General features: G+C 66.7%; 26 protein-coding genes. 14 read left to right on the plus strand and 12 right to left on the minus strand.

All coding sequences use genetic code 11. The annotated features are described in order from the left end of the window. Window positions 1–58 precede the first annotated feature (58 nt). From ACXN5S_RS17960 to miaA, 8 genes are all read right to left on the minus strand, one after another. Window positions 59–691 carry a glutathione S-transferase family protein gene (locus ACXN5S_RS17960; protein ID WP_458606857.1) on the minus strand — a complete coding sequence of 211 codons (633 nt, stop codon included), beginning with the start codon at window positions 689–691 and terminating at the stop codon, window positions 59–61. Window positions 692–760: 69 nt separating this feature from the next. Beyond that, window positions 761–2,869, minus strand: a complete 2,109-nt coding sequence (locus tag ACXN5S_RS17965; protein WP_458606858.1) for a dipeptide ABC transporter ATP-binding protein — start codon at window positions 2,867–2,869, stop codon at window positions 761–763. 4 nt (window positions 2,870–2,873) lie between these two features. After that, the gene (locus ACXN5S_RS17970) at window positions 2,874–3,044 is read right to left on the minus strand and encodes a hypothetical protein (protein ID WP_458606859.1); all 171 of its coding nucleotides are present in this window, start codon (window positions 3,042–3,044) and stop codon (window positions 2,874–2,876) included. Between the two features lie 2 nt (window positions 3,045–3,046). Next, the gene (locus tag ACXN5S_RS17975) at window positions 3,047–4,498 is read right to left on the minus strand and encodes an ABC transporter permease (protein WP_458606860.1); all 1,452 of its coding nucleotides are present in this window, start codon (window positions 4,496–4,498) and stop codon (window positions 3,047–3,049) included. A gap of 10 nt (window positions 4,499–4,508) precedes the next feature. Continuing rightward, entirely contained in the window at window positions 4,509–5,555 is a 1,047-nt protein-coding gene (locus ACXN5S_RS17980) for an ABC transporter permease (protein WP_458606861.1), read from the minus strand. Between the two features lie 95 nt (window positions 5,556–5,650). Further along, window positions 5,651–7,312 (minus strand): ABC transporter substrate-binding protein, encoded by a 1,662-nt coding sequence (locus ACXN5S_RS17985; RefSeq protein ID WP_458606862.1) that lies wholly within the window; start codon window positions 7,310–7,312, stop codon window positions 5,651–5,653. A gap of 197 nt (window positions 7,313–7,509) precedes the next feature. Continuing rightward, entirely contained in the window at window positions 7,510–8,391 is an 882-nt protein-coding gene (locus tag ACXN5S_RS17990) for a helix-turn-helix domain-containing protein (RefSeq protein WP_458606863.1), read from the minus strand. A gap of 148 nt (window positions 8,392–8,539) precedes the next feature. Then, window positions 8,540–9,418, minus strand: coding sequence for a tRNA (adenosine(37)-N6)-dimethylallyltransferase MiaA (gene miaA, locus ACXN5S_RS17995; protein WP_458606864.1), 879 nt, complete (start codon window positions 9,416–9,418; stop codon window positions 8,540–8,542). Between the two features lie 103 nt (window positions 9,419–9,521). On the opposite strand from miaA, the gene pyrH reads away from it, so the two are divergent. Beyond that, window positions 9,522–10,244: a UMP kinase gene (gene pyrH / locus ACXN5S_RS18000; protein WP_458606865.1), complete on the plus strand. Its 723-nt coding sequence runs from the start codon at window positions 9,522–9,524 to the stop codon at window positions 10,242–10,244. Here pyrH and ACXN5S_RS18005 read toward each other — a convergent pair. Next, window positions 10,241–10,873: a hypothetical protein gene (locus ACXN5S_RS18005; protein WP_458606866.1), complete on the minus strand. Its 633-nt coding sequence runs from the start codon at window positions 10,871–10,873 to the stop codon at window positions 10,241–10,243. The two genes, pyrH and ACXN5S_RS18005, sit on opposite strands and share 4 nt — an antisense overlap. A 210-nt stretch (window positions 10,874–11,083) precedes the next feature. Here ACXN5S_RS18005 and frr point away from each other — a divergent pair, with 210 nt between their 5' ends. From frr to lpxB, 12 genes are all read left to right on the plus strand, one after another. Beyond that, on the plus strand, window positions 11,084–11,644 hold the full coding sequence (gene frr, locus ACXN5S_RS18010; protein ID WP_458606867.1) for a ribosome recycling factor: 561 nt from the start codon (window positions 11,084–11,086) through the stop codon (window positions 11,642–11,644). Window positions 11,645–11,654: 10 nt separating this feature from the next. Further along, window positions 11,655–12,401 (plus strand): polyprenyl diphosphate synthase, encoded by a 747-nt coding sequence (uppS, locus tag ACXN5S_RS18015; protein ID WP_458606868.1) that lies wholly within the window; start codon window positions 11,655–11,657, stop codon window positions 12,399–12,401. Between the two features lie 3 nt (window positions 12,402–12,404). After that, window positions 12,405–13,169, plus strand: coding sequence for a phosphatidate cytidylyltransferase (locus ACXN5S_RS18020; protein ID WP_458606869.1), 765 nt, complete (start codon window positions 12,405–12,407; stop codon window positions 13,167–13,169). Next, entirely contained in the window at window positions 13,169–14,353 is a 1,185-nt protein-coding gene (dxr, locus tag ACXN5S_RS18025) for a 1-deoxy-D-xylulose-5-phosphate reductoisomerase (RefSeq protein WP_458606870.1), read from the plus strand. Before ACXN5S_RS18020 ends, dxr begins: the two co-directional genes overlap by 1 nt. Window position 14,354: 1 nt before the next feature. Then, complete coding sequence (rseP, locus tag ACXN5S_RS18030; protein WP_458606871.1) at window positions 14,355–15,683, plus strand: RIP metalloprotease RseP; 1,329 nt, start codon at window positions 14,355–14,357, stop codon at window positions 15,681–15,683. Window positions 15,684–15,774: 91 nt separating this feature from the next. Beyond that, window positions 15,775–15,933 (plus strand): hypothetical protein, encoded by a 159-nt coding sequence (locus tag ACXN5S_RS18035; RefSeq protein WP_458606872.1) that lies wholly within the window; start codon window positions 15,775–15,777, stop codon window positions 15,931–15,933. Between the two features lie 107 nt (window positions 15,934–16,040). Beyond that, window positions 16,041–18,365 carry an outer membrane protein assembly factor BamA gene (gene bamA, locus ACXN5S_RS18040; RefSeq protein WP_458606873.1) on the plus strand — a complete coding sequence of 775 codons (2,325 nt, stop codon included), beginning with the start codon at window positions 16,041–16,043 and terminating at the stop codon, window positions 18,363–18,365. Window positions 18,366–18,367: 2 nt separating this feature from the next. Further along, entirely contained in the window at window positions 18,368–19,027 is a 660-nt protein-coding gene (locus ACXN5S_RS18045) for an OmpH/Skp family outer membrane protein (RefSeq protein ID WP_458606874.1), read from the plus strand. 78 nt (window positions 19,028–19,105) lie between these two features. Then, window positions 19,106–19,612: a 3-hydroxyacyl-ACP dehydratase FabZ gene (gene fabZ / locus ACXN5S_RS18050; RefSeq protein ID WP_458606875.1), complete on the plus strand. Its 507-nt coding sequence runs from the start codon at window positions 19,106–19,108 to the stop codon at window positions 19,610–19,612. After that, a complete protein-coding gene (gene lpxA / locus ACXN5S_RS18055) occupies window positions 19,609–20,394 on the plus strand; it encodes an acyl-ACP--UDP-N-acetylglucosamine O-acyltransferase (protein ID WP_458606876.1) in 786 nt (261 codons plus the stop codon). Before fabZ ends, lpxA begins: the two co-directional genes overlap by 4 nt. Further along, window positions 20,394–21,155: an LpxI family protein gene (locus ACXN5S_RS18060; protein WP_458606877.1), complete on the plus strand. Its 762-nt coding sequence runs from the start codon at window positions 20,394–20,396 to the stop codon at window positions 21,153–21,155. The genes lpxA and ACXN5S_RS18060 overlap by 1 nt, the downstream gene beginning before the upstream one ends. After that, a complete protein-coding gene (gene lpxB / locus ACXN5S_RS18065) occupies window positions 21,152–22,303 on the plus strand; it encodes a lipid-A-disaccharide synthase (protein WP_458606878.1) in 1,152 nt (383 codons plus the stop codon). Before ACXN5S_RS18060 ends, lpxB begins: the two co-directional genes overlap by 4 nt. Here the strand turns inward: lpxB and ACXN5S_RS18070 are convergent. Together ACXN5S_RS18070 and ACXN5S_RS18075 are read right to left on the minus strand one after the other, a co-directional pair. Next, on the minus strand, window positions 22,293–23,183 hold the full coding sequence (locus ACXN5S_RS18070; RefSeq protein WP_458606879.1) for a c-type cytochrome: 891 nt from the start codon (window positions 23,181–23,183) through the stop codon (window positions 22,293–22,295). The two genes, lpxB and ACXN5S_RS18070, sit on opposite strands and share 11 nt — an antisense overlap. A gap of 5 nt (window positions 23,184–23,188) precedes the next feature. Continuing rightward, window positions 23,189–23,659 carry a c-type cytochrome gene (locus tag ACXN5S_RS18075; protein WP_458606880.1) on the minus strand — a complete coding sequence of 157 codons (471 nt, stop codon included), beginning with the start codon at window positions 23,657–23,659 and terminating at the stop codon, window positions 23,189–23,191. A 96-nt stretch (window positions 23,660–23,755) separates the two neighbouring features. Here ACXN5S_RS18075 and ACXN5S_RS18080 point away from each other — a divergent pair, with 96 nt between their 5' ends. Continuing rightward, entirely contained in the window at window positions 23,756–24,700 is a 945-nt protein-coding gene (locus ACXN5S_RS18080; protein WP_458606881.1) for a LysR family transcriptional regulator, read from the plus strand. Here ACXN5S_RS18080 and ACXN5S_RS18085 read toward each other — a convergent pair. Continuing rightward, window positions 24,684–25,283, minus strand: coding sequence for a histidine phosphotransferase family protein (locus ACXN5S_RS18085; protein ID WP_458606882.1), 600 nt, complete (start codon window positions 25,281–25,283; stop codon window positions 24,684–24,686). The two genes, ACXN5S_RS18080 and ACXN5S_RS18085, sit on opposite strands and share 17 nt — an antisense overlap. Between the last annotated feature and the right edge of the window lie 18 nt (window positions 25,284–25,301).

Raw genomic sequence — 25,301 nt, forward strand, 5'->3', positions numbered from 1 at the left:
GCCCCCGTAAACGGCGCAGCCGGAGGGAGAGCCGTCATTGCGACCGAAGCCGTCCTCCTCAGGCGAACATCTCCAGCACCGGCGCCATTTCCTTTTGCACCGAGGGGCGCTCCATCATGCGCAGGTGCCAGGCTTCCAGCGCCGGGCGGCCGGCGATGAGGATGCCGGCGGGGGCCAGGGTGGCGACGGTGCAAATCAGCGAGAGATCGGCGACGGAGAGCTCGCCGGCGATATAATCCTTGCCCGCCAGGCCCTCTTCCAGCACGTCGAGCAGATGCTCGGTGTCTTTCACCTGCTTCTCGATCTTGCTCTCGTCCGGCTCGCCCATGCCGAATTTCGGCTTCAGCCGGCGCTCGAAGAACACCGCCTGCGCTGTCGGAGCGAAGTGAACGGCATGCCAGTATTGCCACTGATCCACCTCTGCCCGCGCTCGCGGATCGGCGGGGTAAAGCGGGCTGCCCTCCACCGAGGCGAGGTACGACATGATGGCGCGGCTTTCCCAAAGCGTGGAGCCGTCATCCAGCTCCAGCGTCGGCACCTTGCCGTTGGGGTTCATGGAAAGAAAACCGGGCTCTTTCAGCTCGCCGCTCTGCATATCCTTGTCGATCACCTCGACCTGCAGACCGAGCTCGTCGATCAGGGCGCGCACTCGAATGGCGTTCGGCGAGATGGGCATGTTGTAAAGTTTCATCACGGGGCCTCCTTGGCTTTAACCTTCGAGGTGGGCACGCCTGCGCCTACGTCAAGGCCCCGGCGCCGGTCACTCGGCGGCAATCTCGATGACGGGCTCCATGCTTTCCATCTGCGCCTCGTCCAGCCAGCAGAACGAGCGGTGACCGTCGCCGAGGTCGCGGTAGGGCGGCAGCTCTGTCTCGCACTTGTTGCCGGGCACCTGGCTCTTCCAGCGGCAGCGCGTCTGGAAGGGGCAGCCGGGCGGCGGGTTCATGGCCGAGGGGATCTCGCCTTCCAGCACGATCTCCTTCTTCGTCACCCGCGTATCGGCGATGGGCACGGCAGAGAGCAGCGCCTCGGTATAGGGGTGATAAGGCGGCGCGAAGATCTGCTCGGTCGTCCCGGTCTCGACGATATAGCCGAGGTACATCACCACCACCCGGTCGGCGAGGTAGCGCACGATCGACAGGTCGTGGCTGATGAAGAGTAGCGTCGTCTTCTGCTCGCGCTGGATATCCATCAGCAGATCGGTCACGGCCGCTTGCACGCTCACATCCAGCGCCGAGACCGGCTCATCGGCCACCACGATGCGGGCGCCGCCGGCAAAGGCCCGGGCGATACCGACGCGCTGCTTCTGACCGCCCGAAAGCTGGCGGGGCATGCGCTCGGCAAAGGCGCGGGGCAGCTTGACCAGATCGAGGAGGGTGAGCATGCGCTCGCGCCGCTCGGCGGTGCTGTTGCCGTATTTGAAGATCTCCAGCGCGCGGATGATCTGCCGCCCGACGCTCATCGAGGGGTTGAGCGTGTCGAAGGGGTTCTGAAAGATCATCTGCACATCGGCGATGGTGCTGGTGTCGCGCTTCTCGATGGGGATGTCGCCGATCTCGCGATTGTCGAAGACGATATGCCCGTCGGTCGCCACCTCCAGCCCCATCAGCACCTTGGCGAAGGTGGATTTGCCGCAGCCGCTTTCGCCGACGATGGCCAGCGTCTCGCTTTCATGGGCATCGAAGGTGATGTCTTCGTTGGCCTTCACCACCTTGGTGCCACCACCGCCGAAGAACTTCTGCGCTGCCACCTCGTAGTATTTCTTGAGGTTCTCCATACGCAGGACGACATCGCCGATCTGGCCGCGTTCCTTCTTGATCACGTCAGGCGGCGGGGCCTTCCAGTCGATCTCCTCATAGCGCAGGCAGCGAGTCTCGTGCCGCTCCTGATCCGCGACAGGATACATCGGGATGTCCTGCGCGTCGCAGCGGCCTTCAACGAAGTAATCGCAGCGCGGGCCGAAGTTGCAGCCCGGCGGGCGCTCGTGCGGCAGGGGGAAGTTACCGGGGATGGCGATGAGCGGGCGGGCGTTCTTGTCAGCCCCCGGCAGGGGGATCGAGCGGAAGAGGGCCTGCGTATAGGGGTGGCGCATCTTGTCGAAGACATCGCCGATATCGCCGCGCTCCACCGCCTCGCCGGAATACATCACGCAGATGCGGTCACACGTCTCCAGCACCAGTCCGAGGTTGTGGCTGATGAACAGCATCGAGGTGCCGTATTTCTTGCCGAGATCCTTCACGAGGTTCACCACGGCGGCCTCGACGGTGACATCGAGCGCGGTGGTGGGCTCATCGAGGATCAGCAGCTTGGGTTTGCTCATCAGCGCCATGGCGATGACGATGCGCTGCTGCTGCCCGCCGGAGAGCTGGTGGGGAAAGCTGCGGAGCATCCGCTCGGGGTCGGGCAGGCGGACGTCGCTGACGACCTCCAGCGCGCGCTGATAGGCCTCTTTCTCGCTGATCCCCTCGTGGATCATCGGCACTTCCATGAGCTGCTGGCTGATGCGCATCGCCGGGTTCAGCGAGGCCATCGGCTCCTGATAGATCATGGCAATGTCCTTGCCACGGATGCGGCGCAGATCGTCCATCGACGCGGTGCAGAGATCATCGCCGCAGAACTTGATGGAGCCGCCGACGATGCGCCCGTTGACGCCGAGATCCTGCATGACGCCGAGCGCCACGGTGGATTTGCCGCAGCCTGACTCGCCGACAAGGCCAAGCGCCTCGCCCGGCATGACCTTGGCGGAGAAATCCATCACCGCCGGGATCTCGCGCAGCCGCGTGAAGAACGAGATGGAGAGGCGCTCGATCTCGAGAAGCGGCTGCTGCTCAGCCACTGGGGTCTCGGGGGCGAAGGCGGTGTCCGTCATGGCGTCACTCCTTGTCGTCGTCGTTCTTGTTCTTGCCCTGGCCCATCGCCAGCGCGAAGGCGGCACCCAGCCCCGCTCCGATGGCGATGCCGGCGCCGATATTGTCCATTGCCACCCCGATGGCGACACCAACCGCGATTCCGACAGCGAAGCCGGCGGGGTTGAACTGGTCCATCGTCAGTCCTTCAGGCTTTCTTCCCGCAGGCCGTCGGCCAGCAGGTTGAGGCCGAGCACGAGGCTGAGAAGCGCCACGGCCGGCACCAGGGCAGGGTGCGGATAGATCGAGAGCAGGCGGCGGCCGAGGTTGATCGTCGAGCCCCAGTCGGGGCTTTCCGGCGGCAGGCCGAGGCCGAAGAAGCCGAGCGTGCCGAGCAGGATCGTCGTGTAGCCGACCCGCAGGCAGAAATCGACGATCAGCGGCCCGCGTGCGTTCGGCAGGATCTCCCAGAGCATGATGTACCACGGGCCTTCGCCGCGGGTCTGCGCGGCGGCCACGTAGTCCCTCGTCTTGATGTCCATCGCGAGGCCGCGAACGATGCGGAAGACGGTGGGCGAGTTCACGAAGACCACCGAGACGAACACCACCAGGATGCCGCCGGGGATGTTGAACAGATCCAACCAGCCGGGCAGGAAGTTCAGCGGCGTGCCGCGCTGCGATATGGCCGAGAGGTAGATGATCCCCAGCACCAGCAGCACGCCGATCAGTAGCGGCGTGCGCAGCTTCGGCTGGGTGTGCCAGCGCGAGTTGATGAAGACCGCGGCGAAGATCAGCGGGAAGATGAACAGCGCCATTGCCATGTAGCTGGGCAGGCCGGTTTGCACCATTTCGGGCGTCACCAGCAGGTAGAAGAGCAGGATTACCGGGAAGGCGAGGATCAGGTTGGCGAGGAAGCTCAGGAACGTGTCCAGCCGCCCGCCGTAGTAGCCCGCCGGCAGGCCGAGCGTGATGCCCACCATGAAGGCGAAGATCGTGGCGAAGGGCGCGATGACGATAACGATCACCGAGCCATAGACCATGCGGCTGAAGACGTCGCGGGCGAGGTTGTCGCCGCCCAGCAGGTAATGCGAGCCGGCCGTCATCGCCTCGGCCTGCGGCATGGCCACGCCGGGCACCTCGTTCTTCAGGCCCGAGACGGCGGTGAGGGGCTGGTGCGTTGCGACCAGGTCGAACACGCCGACGAAGAATGCGGTGAACACCCAGAACATGACCAGCCCGAAGCCGATCATGCCGATCGTGCTGTCGAAGAGCTTGCCGTAAAGGCCCAGCCGCCGCTTGAAGACGATCGACAGGGTGAACACCACCGCGAGCGCGATCCAGACGGGCAGGAAGCGCTTGATGATCGCCCCGATGATGCCGGCCTGGCCGTAGGGCATGAAGATGCCGGCCAGCAGCCAGACGGCGACATAGGCGATCAGCGCCATCATCGTCCAATGTACGGCGCGCTCGCTCAGCCCGTAGGCGCCGCCGGGGCGGGCCGCGAGGTCACGCCCGGTGCGGGCCACCTCGGGGGCGGCCACGGCCGAGAGAACGAGCATCGCGATGACGCTGACGACGAAGGCGATGACGAGGATCAGCCCGAGGGGAAGAAGGATCGTACCGGCCGCGCCGGCCCAGGTGAGCGGTTCCATGGGGGGCTCCTCAGCTGATCCGGATGCGGGGGTTCAGGTAGACATATCCGATGTCGGATATGAGCTGGGTGACGAGCACCACGAAAACGGAGACGACCGAGACGCCGAGCAGCAGCTCAATGTCGTTGTTGCTGGCGGCCTGCACCAGCGTCCAGCCGAAGCCCTTGTAGTTGAACAGGGTCTCCACGATCACCACGCCGTTCAGGAGCCAGGGGAACTGCAGCATGATCACCGTGAACGGGGCGATCAGCGCGTTCCTCAGCGCATGGCGGAGCACGATGTTGCGAAAGCGCACGCCCTTGAGGCGCGCGGTGCGGATATATTGCGCTGTCATGACCTCTGTCATCGAGGCGCGGGTCATCCGGGCGATGTAACCCATGCCGTAGAGCGCGATGGTGATGACGGGCAGGGTGAAGTTGGTGAAGTTCGCATCCTGCATCGCCGAGGTGGCGGACCCGTTGAACCACTTCAGCCCGACGGCGGAGGAGGCGAAGATGGTGATGAGCAGCACGCCGGAGACGTATTCGGGCGTCGCCGTCGTGACGATGGAGACGGCCGAGAGGGAGCGGTCAGTGCGGCTGCCCTCGCGCATGCCGGCGAGCACGCCGATGATCAGCGCGCCGGGCACCATGACCATCATCACCCAGAACATCAGCTTGCCGGTCAGCGCCAGGGCGCGGCCGATGATGTCGCCCACAGGTTCCTTGAAAACAGTGCTTTCGCCCCAATAGCCCTGCAGCACGCCGCAATAGGTGGGGGCTTCGGCAGGGTCTGCCCCGATGGGGAAGCAGCGGCCGCGGATCGTGCCGTCGGGTTGTTCGATCTGCCATCCGGGCAGCACGCCCAGCCATTCGCCGTAGCGCACCAGTGTCGGCTCGCCATAGCCGTTGCGGTCGAGCCAGCTGATGACCTCCTCGTCAGAGATCCGGGAGCCGGCCTCGGATTTGGCGACCTTTTCCAGGTTTGGCGCAAGGTTGGTGAGCGCAAAGACGATGAAGGTCAGGCAGAGCGCGGTGATCAGCATCGTCACCACGCGTGCGAACAAAAATCGCAGCATCAGGCCCCCCGGCTTGAATTTTTCTTGTGTCCCGCATCTTCAGCGCGGTTCGGAGAAAAACGGGGGCCAGTTTTGCTGGCCCCCGCAACATGCGATCAGCTTTCGATCGCCCACTTGTAGTGATGATGCTCGAACGTCGGGTGCATCTCGGCCCCCAGCACGCCCGGGCGATAGTGCCGGTAGAGCGAGCGCCAGTAGGGCTGAATGGTGACGCCTTCGTCCTGCATGATCGTCTCGAGCTTGGCCATCACCTCCGAGCGCGCTTCGGCATCGGCGATGCCGTTGGCCTCGTCGAGCAGGCTGTCGAACTCTTCGCTGGAGAAGGCGGTCTCGTTCCACGAGGCGCCCGTTCGGTAGGCGAGGTTGAGGATCTGCACGCCGAGGGGGCGCATGTTCCATTCCGTCGCCGAGAAGGGGTACTTCAGCCAGTCGTTCCAGAAGGTCGAGCCCGGCAGCACGGTGCGCGCCACGTTGATGCCGGCGTCGCGCAGCTGCGCGGCGGTGGCATCGCAAGAGGCGGCCTGCCAGTCGTCGTCGATCGAGATCAGCTCGAACTCGTAGTCGCCGTAGCCCGCTTCTTCGAGCATCGCCTTGGCGGCCTCCGGGTCGTAGACCGGCGGGTCGATCTGGGCGTATTCGGGGTGGATCGGGCAGACATGGTGGTTCTCGGCAACGGTGCCGAGATCGTTGTAGCCAAGCTCGAGGATCACCGCGTTGTTGACGGCCATCTCAAGGGCGTTGCGCACTTCCTTGACGTTGTAGGGCTCGCTGTCCTGGTTGAAGCGGATCGTGAGCGTCGAGGCCGTGATGGCTTCCGACTTCTCCCAGCCGAGGCTGTCGAAGATGTCGATGAAGTCGCCCTGGCTTTGGTAGGTCGCGTCGATCTCTTCGGATTCGACGGCCGCCACGATCGCCGAGGGGTCGGTGCCGTAGTCGATATACTCGATACGGTCGAGATACGGGCCGCCGTACACGTCGGTGCCCCACCAGGCGTGATCCTCGTTTTTCACGAGGGTCTGGCGCACGCCGACCTGGTTCTCTTCCGGCAGGTAGGGGCCGGTGCCGATCGGGTTGTCGGAGGGATCGCCGCCGTCGTAGCTCGGGTGCACGATCGAGGCCGGGTAGTCGGCCATCGAGACGATGATGGCGATGTCGGGGGCCGAGAGGTTCAGGACGACGGTGTGATCGTCGACCTTCTCGATGGCGCCCTCGCGCAGCTGCGAGGTCTCCGGGTCGACCAGCGTCGACATGCGGGTGGCCATCGAATTGCCCTCGACGGTGCCGTCGCACCAGCGGGTGATGTTGAAGATCACGTCATCGGCGGTGAAGGGGTCGCCGTTGTTCCAGGTGACGCCCTGGCGGACGTTCAGCGTGAACTGGCTGGCATTCTCGTTGGCTTCCCAGCCTTCCAGCAGCATGCCGCGCAGCGAGCCGTCGATCTCGTACTCGACGAGGTATTCCAGCCAGCCGCGGGAGAAGTTGCCCATCTCCGACCAGTCGAAAAGGCGCGGGTCCTTCAGGGCCAGCGTTTCCATCTGCATCCGCAGCGTGCCGCCCATGGGCTTGTCCATGTCCTGCGCGTAGGCTGGGGCAGGGGCGGTAAGGCCGATCAGGCCGTAAGCGGCAGAGGCGGAAACCCCGAGTGCGGTGGTGCGGGTGAGGAACTCGCGGCGGCTGAGCTTGCCGGCCTTTTCTTCCTCGGCATACATCAGGGCGGCGGCGTGAACCGGGCCCTCGATTTTCTGGTGGTGCGTCATGCGAAACTCCCTGTGACACAAGTCGTCTGTTGGCGGCCGGCCCTTGAGGGAAGGCCTCGTCGTTAGAGAACGACATCCTCTTCTAATGAGAGGTTATGTCCGCTTCGCCGCATTCGGCCCGCCTTCACTGGGCGCGGCTTGCGGACTTCCGTCATTTCTCGTTCTATTTGCGACCTTTGCATTGTCTCTGAGCGACATCAACCGAGCTTGCCGGTCGCGCGGGTCACTTCTTGATTGGTCTGCGCCCGGCCACGCGGCCCAGTGGCGGATTTTTCGGCAGATTGCCGGCGGAACTGCGAAGGGCTCATGCCAACGCCCGCATTAAAGGCGCGGGAAAAGTAGGCGGGCGATGAAAAACCCAGCGCCGCGCCGATCTCCGCCACCGGCGTGTGCGTCTCGATCAGCCGGCGCCGCGCCTCGAACAGCACCCTGTCCGTCAGCAGATCATGGGCCGACTTGCCACAGGTCCGCCGGCAGGAGCGGGTGAGATGTGTGGGCGTCACGCCGAGCTTGCCCGCGTATTGGGCGATGGTCAGGCCCTTTGCGTAGTCACGCTCCAGCAGGCCGGTATAGGCCGCAACGAGCCGGGCGGCCGCGCTTTCCGCCCGCGCCTGGCCCTGCGCCGCCTCGTGCTGCTCCAGCGCCCGCTCGAAGAGCACCGCCAGCAGGCCGAGGTGGTAATGCGCGGCGCGGGCATGGCCGGCGCGGCTGGAGCTGAGCTCGCGTTCGAGATTGTCGAAGACGCCGGTGATCTCCTTTTGCACCACTACGTCGCGAAGGCGCATGTGCACCGGCACATCCGGCCATTCGCCGGCCATGGCGGCCGGGATCGCCAGCATATGGCCGAAGGCGGTGGGGCCGACCTCGAAGCCGTACATCGTGTCGGCAGGCAGGAAGATCAGGTTGTTGGCGTTGTAGCCCGAGGTGAGCCCGGCGATGGTGATGCGCCCCTGGCCCTTGGTGAAGAAGATGAGCCGGGGCGAGGCATGGGCGCGCATCGCCTCGGTGCGCCAGCGGTTGGCGATGGCTGTCTGCCCGATAGAGGTGAGGTCGAGCAGATGTCGTTCGTCGCCCGCCATTTGGCCCCCAGGTTCCTTACGCAGCATCGCTCACAGCAAGGTGACCCAAGCTTGGCCGGTCTGGCAACCGCCCACGTCGCGAAAACCCGAAGAAAGATGCCGGCCTGTGGGGAGAGTGCCAGCGTGCCCGCCAGGTTGGTCTGGGGGCTTACTCCGGCGGGAGCCAGCTCCAGCTCTTCATCCGGGCGCGGAACCAGCTGCGCTGCCGCTTGGCGTATTGCCGCGACAGCGTGAGGATCGCCTCGCGCAGGGCGGGCAGGGAAAGCTCGCCTTGCAGATGCGCGATAAGTTGGGCGGCGCCGATGGCCTTGCTGGCGGAGTGGGCGGGCGAGAAGCCGGGGCGCATCGCCTTGCCCTCGGCCAGCAGGCCCTCGGCCAGCATCGCGTCGAAGCGCTGGGCGAGGCGCGGGTTCAGCCAGTCGGGCGGCGCTTCCATCACGTAGGGCGCGGCATCCTCCAGCGGCAGCAAAGGGGCGGGCGTGCGCGCTTGCCAGGTTGCAATGCCGGTGCCGGTGGCGGTGAGCACTTCCCATGCCCGCTGCACCCGGGCGCGGTTGGCGAGGTCCAGGCCCGCGCGGCTCTCCGCATCGAGGCCGTCGATCAGGGCGGGCAGGGGCATCGCATCCGCCTCGGCCCGCACGCTGGCGGGCGTCGGCGGGATCTCCGCAAGCCCCTCCGACAACGCGGTGAAGTAGAGGCCGGTGCCGCCGGTGATGATGAGCCGCTCGTTGCCCGCCAGCAGCTCCGCCACCTCCCGCAGCCAGGCGCCCACCGAATAGGCGTCCGCCGGCGGCACATGGCCATATAGCCGGTGGGGGGCGCGGGCGAGATCCGCCTCGCCCGGCCGCGCAGTGAGGATGCGCCAGCCGCCGAACACCTGCAGCGCATCGGCATTCACCACCGTTCCGCCCAGCCGCTCGGCCAGCTCCAGCGCCAGCCCGGACTTGCCGCTTCCGGTCGGCCCGGCGAGCAGGATGTGGCGCGCGGGCGGCGGTGGCGCTGCCAATATGTCTTCAAGCCGCGGCATCGGCCCTCCTGCCATTGAACCTCACCTGCTTTTCCGTATGGTCTGCCCGGATGCAATAAGGTGGGGGCAGAGCCATGGCAGGGGACATGATGGGGCCTTCGGAATGAGCGAAGCGAGAACCACCTACAAGCGCGTCCTTCTCAAGATTTCAGGCGAGGCGCTGATGGGCGACCTCGGCTACGGGCTTCACCCGCCGACAGTGCAGCGAATCGCCAAGGAAGTGCAAAGCGTGCACAACATGGGCGTCGAGATCTGCATGGTCATCGGCGGCGGCAACATCTTCCGCGGCCTCTCGGGCGCCGCTCAGGGGATGGAACGCTCGACGGCCGATTACATGGGCATGCTGGCCACGGTGATGAACGCGCTCGCCATGCAGAGCGCCCTCGAAGAGCTGGGCGTGCATTCGCGTGTGCAGACGGCGATCCCCATGGATCAGGTCTGTGAGCCCTACATCCGCCGCCGCGCCGTGCGCCATCTGGAGAAGGCCCGCGTGGTCATCTTCGCCGCCGGCACCGGCAACCCGTATTTCACCACCGATACGGCCGCCACGCTGCGCGCCAACGAGATGAATTGCGAGGCCATCTTCAAGGGCACCAAGGTCGACGGCGTCTACGACAAGGACCCGAAGAAATTTCCCGATGCCAAGCGCTACGAGAAGATCACCTACGACGACGTGCTGCAGCAGCATCTGGGCGTGATGGACGCCAGCGCCATTGCCCTGGCGCGCGACAACTCGCTGCCCATCATCGTCTTCTCGCTGGATGAGCCGGGCGGCTTCCGCGGCATCCTCGCGGGTGAGGGTACATACACCATCGTGCGCGGCTAGTCCGGCCTCAGCTCTTCGATGATCTGCCGGCGGATCTGCTTGCGCTCGCGCCGGCTGGAGATTTGCCGTGTCTGCGGATGCACGGGGATCACGGCCCACGGGTCTCCCCGCTGATCGACGCGGAAGGCGCGGGTGGCCGCGATCTCCAGATCGTCGCCGCCGAAGGCGCTGATGACCATGATCTCGAAACCTTCGATCTGGTCTGACACCTCGCTGAGCTCGCAGGGGCCCTCGCCCGATTGCTCCAGCGTGATCTCCAGCATGCGGCGAAAGGGGCCGAGGCTCATGAACTGGCCCTGGCCCAGCGGGCCCTGGCTGGTGACGCCGGGCGTGTCCTCGCTCTCGCCGGCCCGTAGCAGATCACGGTCGGTGATAGTGGCGGAGCAATCACCGTCGGGGCCGTTGATCGTGCAATAGATGCTCTGCGGATAGACCGGCTCCTGGCTCATGTTCGAGACGAGGCAGAGCGCATCCATGTCTGAGCCGCGACCCCGCGTGATGTTCACCCGCGGTCGCCGGGCGCGCAGGTAGGTGAAGAGGAACACCTGCAGATAGACGACCCAGATCACCAGCATGCCAAGATTGGCGATGAGGTTGAGTGCGGCGCTGTGATCCGTCAGCCAGTCCATGGCGGGTCTCCCTGCATCGGCGTCATGCAGGGGGTGAACCGATGCGGGGGCCTATCGTTCCGGCCTGCCGGGGCGCGAGGCCTGTGCCGACTTGTGCGGCGGCGACGCGCCACTTGCACACTTCCTGCACGGCTCGCGCTGGCCAGATGAGCGAGGCGCGGTTATATGAAGCGCCGGGACAGAGCAGCGACGAACGGAAAAGACCCGAAGATGGCAGAAGAATTTGAACTCGACACCGACGATCTGAAGCGCCGGATGGATGGGGCCATCCAGTCGCTGCGCACGGAATTCGCATCGCTCCGCACCGGCCGTGCCTCGGCCTCGATGCTCGAGCCGGTGATGGTCGATGCCTATGGCAGCCCCACGCCCATCAACCAGGTCGGGACGGTCAACGTGCCCGAGCCGCGGATGGTGACGGTGAACGTCTGGGACAAGGGCCTCGTCCAGAAGGTCGAGAAGGCGATCCGCGAAAGCGGGCTCGGCATCAACCCGCAGCTCAACGGCACCATCATCATGCTGCCGATCCCCGAACTGAACGAAGAGCGCCGCCGCGAGTTGACCAAGGTGGCCGGCGATTATGCCGAGCGGGCGCGCGTGGCCATCCGCAACCTGCGCCGCGACGGGATGGACCAGATCAAGAAGAACAAGGACGGCATGGCCGAAGACGACCAGAAAATCTGGGAAGGCGAGGTGCAAGACCTCACCGACGAGTACATCGGCGCCGTCGACAAGTTGCTGGAGACCAAGCAGGCGGAAATCATGCAGGTCTGACCTGCATAGGATGGAGGGCACCTTGGCCCGAGACGAACAGACCGAAGCGTCGCGCCCCGGCCCCAGGCACGTGGCCGTCATCATGGATGGCAATGGGCGCTGGGCGCAGCAGCGTGGCCGCCCCCGGCTTTACGGCCACCATGTCGGTGCCAAGCGGGTGCGAGATATCGTTGCCGCCTGTCCCGATCTCGGGGTGGAATACCTGACCATCTTCGCCTTCTCGACCGAGAACTGGAAGCGCACCCAGACAGAGGTCGCCGGCCTCATGGGCCTCTTCCGCCGCTATATCGAGCGCGAGGCGCGGGCGCTGGTGCGCGATGGCGTTTGCGTGCGTTTCATCGGCGACCGGGTGAAGCTGGAGCCCAAGCTTGTCGACATGATGGACAATCTTGAGATGCTCACCGCGGGCAACACCAAGATGAACCTGACCATCGCCATCAATTACGGCGGTCGCGACGAGGTGACCCGCGCCGCCAAGCGGCTCGCCTACGAGGTGGAGCAGGGCCGCATCAAGCATGACGAGGTCGATGCCGAGACGCTGGCCCGCTTCCTCGACACCCGCGTGCTGCCCGACCCGGATCTCGTCATCCGCACCTCGGGCGAGGCGCGCATCTCGAACTTCCTGCTCTGGCAATCGGCCTATGCGGAGTACGACTTCGTCGACACGCTCTGGCCGGATTTCACCGCGAACGAATTCGCCGCCGTCCTGAAGAGCTACGCCAAGCGTGACCGCCGCTTCGGGGCGGTCCGGGCCTGACGCGTGGCTGAGCCGGCAAGCCGTTGGGCGGACCTTCAGGTTCGCGTGATCTCGGGCACCGTTCTGGGCATCGTCGCACTCGTGGCCATGTTCGCGGGGCTGGAATGGTGGCAGGCGTTCTGCGCCATCGCCGCCGGCCTGATGGTGTGGGAAGTCTCAGCCATGAGTGCGCCCAACCGCGGGCGCCCGGGGCAGGTGCTCTCGGTCGCCGGTGCCGCCGCCATCGCCTTGCCCTGGCCCGTCGTTCTGCTGATCGGTGCGGGGCTCGGCGCCTCGGCCAACCGGCACCGGGTTGCCATCGGGCTTTATGGGGCTGCGATCCTGATCGGCGCCTCTGCGCTGGTCGAGCTGCGGGGCGAGGGGATCGGCTGGCTGCTTTGGATCATCCTCGTCGTCATAGCCACTGATGTTGCTGGATATTTTGCCGGGCGCTTCTTCGGCGGCCCGAAGTTCTGGCCTTCGATCTCGCCGAGCAAGACATGGTCGGGCACCGTTGCCGGCTGGGTCGCCGCCGGCGTTGTGGGGCTGATCTCTGCCATCCTGCTCGAGGCGCAGATGGGGCTGATCCTCATCTCGATCCTCGCCAGCTTTGCCGGACAGATGGGCGACATCTCCGAGAGCTGGCTGAAACGGCGCTTCGGCCTGAAGGACAGCTCGAACCTCATTCCCGGCCATGGCGGCGTGCTCGACCGGTTCGACGCGCTCACCTTCGCGGCGCTGCTGGTCGCCATCCTCACCTGGGCGGGCTGGATGCCGGGGCCGCTTTGATGCGGTCGGTCACGATCCTCGGGGCCACAGGCTCTATCGGCCAATCCACCATCGACCTTATTGCCAGAAACCCGGGCACCTACCGGGTGGAAGCGCTGACCGGCGGGCGGAACGTGGCGCAGCTCGCCAGCGACGCGCGCCGCCTTGGCGCTTCGCTCGCGGTCACCGCCTATGAGGACTGCCGCGCCGAGCTGGAAGAGCGGCTGGCAGGCAGCGGCGTTGAGGTTGCTGCCGGCACCACCGCCATCTGCGAGGCCGCGGCCCGCCCGGTGGACTGGACGATGAGCGCCATCATCGGCTTCGCCGGTCTCGCGCCTGGGCTGGAGGTGTTGCGCCGGGGCGGCACGCTGGCGCTGGCCAACAAGGAAACCCTCGTCGCCGCTGGGCCCCTGGTGATGGACATGGCCCGCCGTCACGGCGCCACGCTGCTGCCCGTCGACAGCGAGCATTCCGCCATCTTCCAGGCCCTGGGCAGCGACGATATGGCCAGCGTAGAGCGCGTGATCATCACCGCCTCGGGCGGCGCCTTCCGCGACTGGCCGCTGGAGAAGCTCGCGCGCGCGACGCCGGATGAAGCCTCGACCCACCCCAACTGGGCCATGGGCCAGCGCATCACCATCGACAGCGCCTCGATGTTCAACAAGGCGCTGGAAATGATTGAAGCCAAAGAGTTCTTTGGCCTCGCCCCCCGGCAGATCGAGGTGCTGATCCACCGCGAAAGCCTCGTGCACGCTCTGGTCGGCCACAACGATGGCGGAATCATCGCCCATATCGGCCCGCCCGACATGCGCCATGCCATCGGCCATGCCCTGAACTGGCCGCAGCGCCAGCCGTTGCCCGTTGAGCGGCTCGATCTTGCCGCCATCGGCCAGCTCTCCTTCGCCGCGCCCGACCCGGCGCGCTACCCCGCGCTTGATCTGGCGATGCAGGTGATGGAGGCCGGCAGCGGTGCGGGGGCCGTCTTCAACGCCGCCAAGGAGGCCGCGCTCGACGCCTTCCTCGCGGGAGAGCTGCGGTTCACGGATATGTCAGCGGTGGTGGCTAGTGTCCTCGATAGATTCTTGACAGGCCAAGGGCGACAATCTGCCATTCTAGACATCGATACCATCGTCGAGCACGACAGGGCGGCCCGAGCCTGGGCAAAGGAGGCGGCGAGCGATCTTGCCGTGAAGACCGGAGGATAGCTTGGATTTCACGACGTTCTTGCCGCAGACGGGCTCGGTCATCTTCACGCTGTTTTTCTTCCTGGTCGCGATCGTCGTCATCGTGACGATCCACGAGCTGGGGCATTACCTCGTTGGCCGCTGGTGCGGCATCAAGGCCGATGTCTTCTCGGTCGGCTTCGGCCCGCAGCTCGCCTCGTGGCGCGACAAGCGCGGCACCATCTGGCAGATCGCCGCCGTGCCGCTGGGCGGCTACGTCAAGTTTGCGGGCGATGCCAATGCGGCCTCGATGGGCGAGGCGAAGGGCAGCAAGCGCGGGCGCGAGACGATGCTGGGCGCGCCACTCTGGGCGCGGGCCCTGACCATCGCGGGCGGGCCGTTCTTCAACTTCATCCTCGCCATCGTCATCTTTGCCGGCGTCTTCCACACCGAGGGCCGCCCCGTCACGCCGCTGACGGTCGAGCGCGTGGCCCCGCTGCCAGACAGCTTCCCCTCGCAGCTTGAGCCGGGCGACCGCATCCTCGCCATCGGCGGTATCGAGGTGCCGGAGGAGACAGGCCTTGTCGATTGGCAGGCCATGCCGCAGGACGACACGCTCGAATACCGCGTGCTGCGCGACGGGCAGGAGATCACCGTCACCGGCCCTGCGCTGATGCCGCCCATTGTGGGGGCCGTGAATCCCAATTCCGCCGCCTTCGCAGCCGGGCTGGAGAAGGGCGATGTGATCGTCTCGGCCAATGGCTCGCCGGTCTACCGCTTTTCGCAACTCGTCGACATTGTGGCCGAAACACAGGGCGCACCCGTCGTGCTGGGCGTCTGGCGGCAGGGCGAGGGCGAGCGTGAGGTCACGCTCAGCCCGCGGCAGATGGATGTGCCGGGCGCCCGCGGCGGCTTTGAGAACCGCTGGCTGATCGGGGTGATCGCCGGCGAATACCTCGAGCCGATGACCGAAAGCCCCGGGCCGCTGGCGGCTGTCGGCCAAGCGGTGCTGCAGCTGAAGTATGTGCTGCAAACCTCGCTGTCGGGCCTGTGGAACGTATTCACCGGCGCGATCTCGTCGTGCAACCTCTCGGGCCCTGTCACCATCGCCGAAACCTCGGGGCAGGTGGCCAGCCAGGGGGCCAGTAACTTCATCTGGTTCCTCGCCGTCATCTCTGCCGGGATCGGGCTGCTCAACCTGCTGCCCGTGCCGGTGCTCGACGGCGGGCATCTGGTGTTTATCGCCTATGAGGCGGTGGCGCGGCGGCAGCCTTCGGAAAACTCCGTGCGGGTGCTCACGGCCATCGGCCTGACGCTGGTGATGGGGCTGATGATCTTCGCGCTGGCCAACGACATCTTCCTCTGCCCCTGAGCCGGGCGGCCAGGGCACGCGATTCCTTATTGGCGCCATAATTTCTTGGCATCTGAGACGCTTGTGGATGTTGAGCGTGTTGGGGTGTTCGATGCAGTCGCTTATTGCGGGAACCAGTGGTCTGGCTCTGCTTGTTCGGGTGAATTCCGACAGGCTGTTCTATGCGTTGGTCATCGTCGCGCTGCTCAGCGCCTCGGCCTGGGTCTCTTCCTTGACGCTGGCCCTGCGCCATATCGGCAACCCCGTCTGAGCCATCCGCGGCTCCCCGCCGGAGCGGGAAATCGGGGCAGACTGTGTTTTGACATCCGGCCCGCATCCGGGCTACGTCAGACCAGCTAAGCTGCTACGGACAGAAGAATGAAAAACGCGGGGGGGCGTGCGGGCCGAGGGCTTGCTACGCTTGTGACAGGGGTGTTTCTGAGTGGCCTGGCGGTGTTGCCGGCAGCGGCGCAGAATTACGCATTTTCGAACGTTCAGATCGAGGGCAACCAGCGCATCGAGCCTGGCACCATCCTCTCTTACGCGGGCATCGCCCGCGGCGAGAGCGTGTCGGCAGGTGAGCTGAACGCTGCAGGCCAGAACCTGCGGGCCACGGGGCTGTTCGACTCTGTCGAGATCGTGCCCTCGGGCGGCACGCTCATCATCCGCGTGGTGGAATATCCCACGATCAACCAGATCAGCTTCGAGGGGAACTCGCGGCTGAACGACGAGCGGCTCAGCGCGCTCGTCCGCTCCACTCCCCGGCAGGTATTCAACCCGAACGTCGCCGAGGCCGATGTGGCCGCGCTGACCGAGGCCTATGCCGATTCGGGCCGCATCAACGCCGCCATCACGCCGCGCCTGATCGAGCGCAGCGACAACCGCGTCGATCTGGTGTTCGAGATTGCCGAAGGTGGCGTCTCCGAGGTCGAGCGCATCTCTTTCGTCGGCAACGATGCCTATTCCGAGCGGCGCCTGCGCGGCGTGCTCAACACCAAACAGGCCGGCCTCCTCGATTTCATCATCCAGCGCGACACTTTCATTGCCGAGCGTGTCGCGTCCGACCGCGAGGCGCTGGCCGATTTCTACCGCTCGCGCGGCTATGTCGATTTCTCGGTCGACAACGTGGATGTCGCGCTCACCCGCGCCCGCGACGGCTATCTCATCACCTTCAACATCGAAGAGGGCCAGCAGTACCGGCTGGGCAACGTAACCGTGGCCAGTGCCATGCCCGAGGCGCCCGTCGAGCAGTTCCAGGGCATCACCCGCTCGCGGCCCGGCAGCGTCTACTCGCCGGTGAACATCGATGAAGACATCGCCCGGCTGGAACGTCAGGCCATCCGCCTTGGCATTCCCTTCGTCGCCGCCGAGCCGCGCATCACGCGCAACCCGCGCGATCTGACGCTGGATATCCAGTATACGCTCGTGCGCGCGCCGCGCCAGTTTGTCGAACGCATCGATATCGAGGGCAACAACACCACGCTCGACCGGGTGATCCGCAACCAGTTCACCACCGTCGAGGGCGACCCCTTCAACGCCCGCGAAATCCGCGAAAGCGCCCGCCGCATCCGCGCGCTCGGCTATTTCGCCGCGGTCGACATCAACACCCGCGATGGCTCGTCGCCCGACCAGGTGATCGTCGATGTCGACGTGACCGAGCAGCCCACGGGGCGGCTGACGTTCGGCGGCAACTACAATTCCGATACCGGCTTCGCGCTCGTCGCCAGCTATTCGGAGCAGAACTTCCTCGGCCGCGGCCAGGGCATCGACTTCCAGATCTCCACCAGCCCGCGCAACCGGATCTTCAGCCTCGATTTCAGCGAACCGCAGTTCCTTGGCCGTGATCTGCGCTTCGGCCTCGATACGAGCTACCGGCAGACGAACAACGATGCCGCCCTCTACGATACCGAGACGTTCCGCTTCAGCCCGTCGCTCGGCTTCCCGGTGTCGGAGAACGGGCGTCTCTCCGTCTACGGCGCGCTCGAATATACCGATATCTACAACGTCGCCGGCGCCGATACGCCCGGCGACACCAGCGACGACCCCTCAATCGTCATCCAGCGCGAAGCCGCGCAGGGCGGTCTCTGGGCCACCTCGCTGGGCTATACCTACACGTTCGACACGCGCCGCACCGGGCTTGACCCGAATGCCGGCCTGCTGCTGCGCTTCGGGCAGGAATTCGGCGTGGGCGACACGCAGTTCATCCGCACCACCGCTCTCGCCTCGGCCGAGACCAAGGTGCTGAGCGAAGAGGTGACGCTGCGCGCGACGCTCGAGGGCGGCTATCTGGCCTATACCGAGGGCAATTCCCGCGTGACTGACCGTTACTTCCTCGGCAGCCGCTACATTCGCGGTTTCGCCTATCGCGGCATCGGCCCGCGCGACGCGGATACGATGGATGCGCTCGGCGGCAATGCCTTCGCGGTGGCGCGGCTCGAAGCGGAATTCCCGCTCGTGGTCATCCCCGAGGAATTCGGCCTCTCTGGCGGCGCCTTCGTCGATTACGGCTCGCTCTGGGAAGTCGGCGAAACCTATGGCGCCGACGTGCTCTACGATGAATACGCTCCCCGGGCGACCATCGGCCTGTCGCTCTTCTGGGACACGCCGCTCGGCCCGCTCCGCTTCAACTTCTCCGAGCCGCTGCTGGCGGAGGAATTCGACGAGACGCGCAGCTTCGAGCTGACCATCGCCACGTCGTTCTGACGATGCGGGCAGGGGCCGCCCTTCTCAGCCTGGCGCTGGCCCTTGGCTTGCCCGTCGGCACCGTGCTGGCGCAGGGGCAGCCGGGGGGCGCCGGCTTCAACACCGGCCAGGTGGTCAGCCCGCTGTTGACCATCGACCCCGACACGCTCTTCGCCGGCACGCTTTACGGTCAGCGTATCAACGATGAGCTGGTCCAGGCGACCGAGGATCTGGCCACCGAGAACCGCGCCATCGAGGCGCAGCTGACGGAGGAAGAGCAAAGCCTCACCCGCCGCCGCCCGACGATGGAGCCCGACGCCTTCCGCGCCGAGGCGCAGGCCTTCGACCAGCGCGTCCAACAGATCCGCGCCGAGCAGGATGCCAAGGAGCGCGCGCTGCAGCAGATCGTGGCGCAGGGTCGCGACGCCTTCGTGCGCGATGCCTCGCCGGTGCTGGGGCGCATGATGCTGGAGCGGGGCGCGAGCGTCATCCTCGACCGGCGCAACGTCTTCCTCGCCGTCAACGCGCTCGACATCACCGAAGATGCGATCGACGCGATCGACGCGGCTCTGGGGGATGGGTCGGAGGAGGGCGCAGCCCCGGAAGAGGCCCCCGCGATTCCGCAGGAGGATGCGCTGCCCCTGCAGGATGGGGCCGACACGCCACCCGCCACAAGCGAATAGCCAAGCATCCGATAACCCCGGCGCTTGCCGCCTGTGGCCCCCGTTGGTAGGCAGTCATCGCCAGAAGGAGACGATGACATGACCGATCAGCAGCCGGGCGCGGCCACGCAAGACAGTGCCGCCGATGCGCCGGTGACGGCCGATATCCATCTGATCCAGAAGATCCTGCCGCACCGCTACCCCTTTCTCCTCGTCGACCGCGTTGTCGATATCGAGGGCACGGCGCGCGCGGTGGGCCTCAAAAATGTCTCGATGAACGAGCCCCACTTCCAGGGCCACTTCCCCGGCAACCCCATCATGCCCGGCGTCACCATCGTCGAGGCGATGGCGCAGACGGCTGCGGTGATGGTGGGCACGACGCTGGGGCTGACCGAGGGCAACCTGCTCGTCTATTTCATGGCCATCGACAATTGCAAATTCCGCCGCATGGTCGTGCCCGGCGACCAGCTTCGCATGGAGCTTGAGACCACGCGCGGCAAGGCCGGCGGCAAGGTGTGGAAGTTCCGCGGACGCGCCACCGTCGAGGGCGAGCTGGCGGCAGAGGCCGACTTCACGGCGATGATGGATCTGGGCGCCCGCGCATGACCGCCGACATTCACCCATCGGCCATTATCGAGGCCGGCGCCGAGATCGGCGAAGGGTGCAGGATCGGCCCCTTCTGCCATGTCGGGCCAGAGGTGAAGCTCGGGCGCGATGTCGAGCTGAAGAGCCATGTCGTGGTCACCGGCGATACCGAAATCGGCGAGGGCTGCGTGATCTTCTCCTTCGCCGTCATCGGCGAGGTGCCGCAGGATCTGAAATATGCCGGCGAGAAGACCCGGCTGGTCATCGGCGCCCGCAACCGCATCCGCGAGCATGTCACCATGCATCTGGGCACCGAAGGCGGCGGCGGGGTGACGCGCGTTGGCAGCGGCGGGCTCTACATGGCTGGCGCGCATGTCGCGCATGATGCGCAAGTGGGCGACAACGTCGTCCTCGCCAATTCCGTCGCCATCGCCGGGCATTGCGAGATCGGCGACGATGTCATCATCGGCGGCCTCTCGGGCGTGCACCAATGGGTGCGCATCGGGCGCGGCGCCATCATCGGCGCCGTCACCATGGTGACGAAGGATGTCGTGCCCTACGGCCTCGTTCAGGCCCCGCGCGGCACGCTCGACGGGCTGAACCTGGTCGGCCTCAAGCGGGCGGGGGTGCCGCGCGGCGACATAACCGCCCTGCGCGCCGCCTTTGACGCGCTGAAAGACGGCGAGGGCACCTTCCACGACCGCGCCGAGCGGCTGCAGGCCGAGGCGAGCTCGCCGCTGGTGAAGGAGCTTGTCGCCTTCATCCTGGGCGCGACCGACCGGTCCTTCCTGACGCCGCATTGATGCGCGCACTGATTGCAGGCGAGGGGCGCTTGCCGCCCATTTTGCGCTCGCGCCTGGGTGGCCTTGTCTGCGCGCTGGATGGAGCAGAGCCCGAGCTGCCGGTCGACCTTCGCTTCCGCCTTGAGCAGCTCGGCAGCTTCGTTGCCAAGCTGCAGGAGCGTGGCGTGACAGAGCTTTGCATGGCCGGGGCCGTGCGCCGGCCGGCCATCGACCCGCAGCTCATCGACGCTGCCACCCAGCCGCTCGTGCCCCGCCTGCTGCACGCGCTGGAGCTTGGCGACGACGGGGCTTTGCGCGAACTCATCGCCATCTTCGAGGAGGCGGGCATCACAGTCGTCGGCGCTACCGATCTGATGCCCGAGCTGCTGCCGGAGCCCGGCGTTCCCACCCGCCTTCAGCCTCCGCCGGAGGCCGAGGCGGACGCCCGCGCGGGCATCGCGGCGCTGGAGCATATGGGCCAGGCCGATCTCGGCCAGGCGGTGCTGATGCAAGGCGGCAAGGTGGTCGCCCGCGAGGGCGAGGCGGGCACCGAGGCGCTGATCCGGCTCTCGCCCCCAGGCGCCGTGCTCTACAAAGGCCCGAAGCCGGGGCAGGAGCGGCGCGCCGATCTGCCCGCCATCGGGGCATGGACCGCGGCCCAGGCGGCAGAGGCCCGTCTGGCCGGCATCATCATTCAGGCCGGCGGCGTGATGCTGCTCGACCCCGAAGACACCATCGCCCGGCTCGATGCTGCGGGCCTCTGGCTGTGGATACGCCCGTGAAGATATTCGTCATCGCCGGCGAGCCCTCGGGCGACGCGCTCGGCCAATCGGTCATGTCCGGCCTGCGCACGCTGGTTCCGGATATCACCTTCGAGGGCGTCGGCGGCCCGCGGATGGAGGCGCAGGGGCTGACCAGCCTGTTCGACATGAGCGAGCTCTCTCTCATGGGGCTGGCGGAGATTCTGCCGAACTACTTTCACCTCAAGCGCCGCATAAGGCAGACCGCCGATGCCGTGCTGGCGGCGAAGCCCGACCTGCTGCTCACCATCGATTCGCCGGAATTTTGCCTGCGCGTCGACAAGCTGGTCCGCGCCGGTGACCCGTCCATCCCGATCTCCCATTACGTGGCACCCTCCGTCTGGGCCTGGCGGCCCGGGCGGGCGCGCACCATGGCGCGGCATGTCGACCATGTGCTGGCGCTGCTGCCCTTCGAGCCGCCCTATATGCGCGAGGCCGGCATGGCCTGCGATTTCGTCGGCCACCCGGTGGTGACGCTGCCCGTCGCCGCCGAGGAAGATGCCACGGGCTTCCGCGAGCGCCACAATATCGGCGCGGCGCCCCTGCTTCTGGCGCTGCCGGGCTCTCGCCGCACCGAGATCTCCCGCCTGATGGAGCGCTTCGGCGCCACCATCGAGCGGGTGCTGAGGGTGCGGCCCGAGACCAAGGTGGTGTTGCCCGTGGCGGCGCCGGTAGCGGAGATGGTGAGAGAGGCGGTGGCCGATTGGTCGATCCAGCCCATCCTGATCGAGCCGTCCTTCGACCGCACCGGCAGCGAGAAGGCCGCCGCCTTCCGCGCTGCCGATTTCGCGCTTGCCGCCTCCGGCACCGTCTCGCTGGAGCTGGCGGCGAATGCGACGCCCATGGTGATCGGCTACGACATGGCCTGGACGAGCCGGCAGATCATCTCGCGCTTGCTGACAACCGACACCGTGACGCTGGTCAATCTGGTGACCGACAGCCGCACCGTGCCGGAGTTCATCGGCTCCCGCTGCGACCCCGACCTGATGGCCGATGCACTGATGGATGTGCTGGAAGACCCCGGCCCCCAGCGCGCCGCCATGGCCGAGTGCATGGAGCTGCTCGGCCGCAGCGGCCCGCCGCCCGGAAGGCGGGCGGCAGAGGCGCTGCTGGCGCGGATCAGGGGATAGGCGGGATCGCCTTGAGATAGGCGGCGATGGCGAGCCGGTCGTCATCGCTCAGCCGCGAGGTCGACTGGATGACCTCGGCCATCTCGCCGCCCGCCGTGTCGAAATCAGGCGTGAAGCCCGATTTGAGATACTCCGCGATCTGCGCCTCGCTCCAGTTCAGCTCGGCGGGCGTGATGTTGGGGAAGCTGCCGTCGCCGCCCGGCACCGGGCCGCCCGCCATCCAGCGCGAGCTGTCAGTCGCGCCGAACGCGTTGCGGGGCGTGTGGCACTCGGCGCAATGGGCGAGCGATTCCACCAGCAGGCGTCCCCGTTCAACTTTTGCATCAAGATCGCCGGCCAATACCCAGTCATCGTTTAGGAAAAGCCGCTTCCACAGGCCAAGCCCGCGCCGGATGTTGAAGGGAAAGCTCACATCATGCGGCAGGCTCGCCGTGTCGGACGGTGGGAGCGTCTGCACATAGGCGGCAATGTCGAAGGCCGTCTGCACGTCGCTGCGGATGTAGGTCGTATAGGGGAAGGCCGGGTAGAGATGCGCGCCTTCGGGCGTCACCCCTCGCAGGATCGCCTGGACGATGTCGGCCTCGCTCCAGCTGCCGATGCCAGCCTCTGGTTCGGGCGAGATGTTCGGCGCGTGGAACGTGCCGAAGGGCGAGGGGAAGGCCTGCCCGCCCGAGAGCACAGGCGCGTCGCCCGGCACCATATCGGGCGCCACATGGCAATTTGCGCAGCCTGCGGCGGCGAAGGCATAGGCGCCCGCCTCGGCATCGCCCGTCACGCCCTCCACCGCCTCGGCCGGCAGCCGGTTGGGCAGGGTCAAAAGCCAGAAGGCGCCCGCCCCGATCAGGACGAGCGCCCAGAAGATCTGGGCGAACCGGCGCATCGCCCTTATTCGGACATGCGATAATTGCGGTGGCAGCCGCCGCACGACATGCCGACCGGGCCGAATGCGCCCTGCAGCTCTTCAAGGCTGTTGCCGGCGACGCTGGCGAGCTCAGCCGTGGCCACATCGAGCGCGTCCCAGGCGGCGGCGAAGCCTTCGGGGTCTTCCCAGATCGCGGGCAGGGCGCGCGTGCCTTCCATATCGGCGCTGGAGGTGCCTTCAGGGAAGTAGAGGAACGGGTCGACCGACGAGACGGCGGCGAGGTTGGCAGCGGCGAGGCCAGCCGTTTCGGCATCATAGGGGATGTTGCCCTGCGCCATGCCGCCGAGCGGCATCAGGAACGTCTGCTGCAGAACCATGTGGCTCTGGCGGGCGTGGATGGCGGCTTCGGCCGGGTCCATCCCCTGCGCGAAGGCGGGGGCGGCAAGGCCGGCGGCGGCGACAGCAACGGCGGGGAGAATGCGGCGGATGGGCATGGAGGCCTCCGATAAAAGGAATCGTGAATTGATTCAGATGGTACGCCGCTGGTTCGGTATGACCACTGACGATTTCTGCGGATCGTCTATCATTCGATGCACGAGATCAGGGGCGAGGGCGGCATGACCGGGGCGAACGGCAAAGAGGGCCAGGGCAACTGGAACGACCTGCGCTACGTGCTCGCCGTGGCCGAGACGGGCAGCGTCACGGCGGCGGCGCGGCGCATGGGCGTGAACCACGCCACGGTTCTGCGCCGCGTCAACGCCTTCGAGGCAGCGCTCGGCACGCTGATCTTCCGGCGCGAGGCGGCGGGCTACGCCGTGCTCCCCGAGCAGCTGCATGTCATCGAACGGGCGCGCGAGGCGGCGCAGGCCTTCGATGCCGTGGCGCGGGCGGCGCGGGGCGGCGAGGGCGGGGAAGGGGTGGTGCCCCTGCGCGTGACCTCGACTGACAGCTTCTGCCAGGGCGTCCTGCCCGAAATCCTCGCGGAGCTCTCGCGCGAGGGCATGGCCATCGACCTTTTCGCCGCCAATCACCACGTCGATCTCGGCCGTCTTGCCGCCGATCTCACCGTGCGGCCCGCCATGCGGCTGCCCGATGACCTCTTCGGGGTTCAGGCCGGCACGCTCGGCTTCGCCGCCTATGCCGCGCCCGGCGGAGCCGATTGCTGGCTGGGCCTGCGCGGCGCGCTCGCCCGCGCCGTGCCGGCAGCCTGGCTGGAGGAGCAGACCGGCGGCGCGCCGGTGCGCGGCGGGGCCGACAGCTTTCTGGTGCTGGCGCGCATGGCGGCGGCGGGCATGGGCAGCGCCATCCTGCCCTGCATCGTGGGCGATGCGGCGCCCGAGCTGCGGCGCCTGCCGCACGATCTGTCGCAAGTCTCGGTGCCGATCTGGGTTGCCAGCCACGCCGACCTCGCCGAGGCGCCGCGGCTTGAGACGGTGAAATCGCGGCTGGTGCGCGCGCTGAAATCGCGCGGGGCCGAGCTCTCCGGCTGGGCCGCGCCGGCGGCAGAGGTGCAGGCGCTCAGAACTGGGCGATGATGCGACCTTCGCCAAGTTTGAGGGCCAGCGACAGATCGAACGCCTCCATCACCTCGGGCACCAGCAGAAACTGCACCGTCCCGGGGCTGGGATCGACCCTGGCGGGCCGGCCCTGCAGGCTTTCCCACAGATCGTCGGCGATGCGCATGTCGCGCCCCTCGGCCGACAGGCGCCAGCGGCCCACCTCGTTGCGGGTGATGCCGATGTCGCCGCCAAAAGGCATGGCCGTCTCAAGGCATTGTAGCAGCAGGAAGATCACCTTCACCTCGCGGCGCTGCACCTCGCCCTCAACGCCCCATTCATAGCCGATCCGTCCGCTGCGCGAGACGGCGGCGAGGGTTGAGACGATCTCGCTGCGGCTGATCACGGCGCCGGCGCTGGCACTGCCAAAGGCGATGCGGAAGAACCGCAGCCGCGCATTCGCCGCCTCGACGCTTTCGCCGATCAGCTCCATCTCCGGGCCGTCCATCCGGCCCGACATGCCCATCAGCTCCACCCCGTTGCCGATGGCGCCGAGGGGAGAGATAAGGTCATGGCAGATGCGCGAGCCGACGAGGGCTGCAAGGTCCAGCGCCCGCGTCATGACAGGCCCTCGCCAAGG

Source organism: Pseudoroseicyclus sp. H15 (assembly GCF_054353345.1).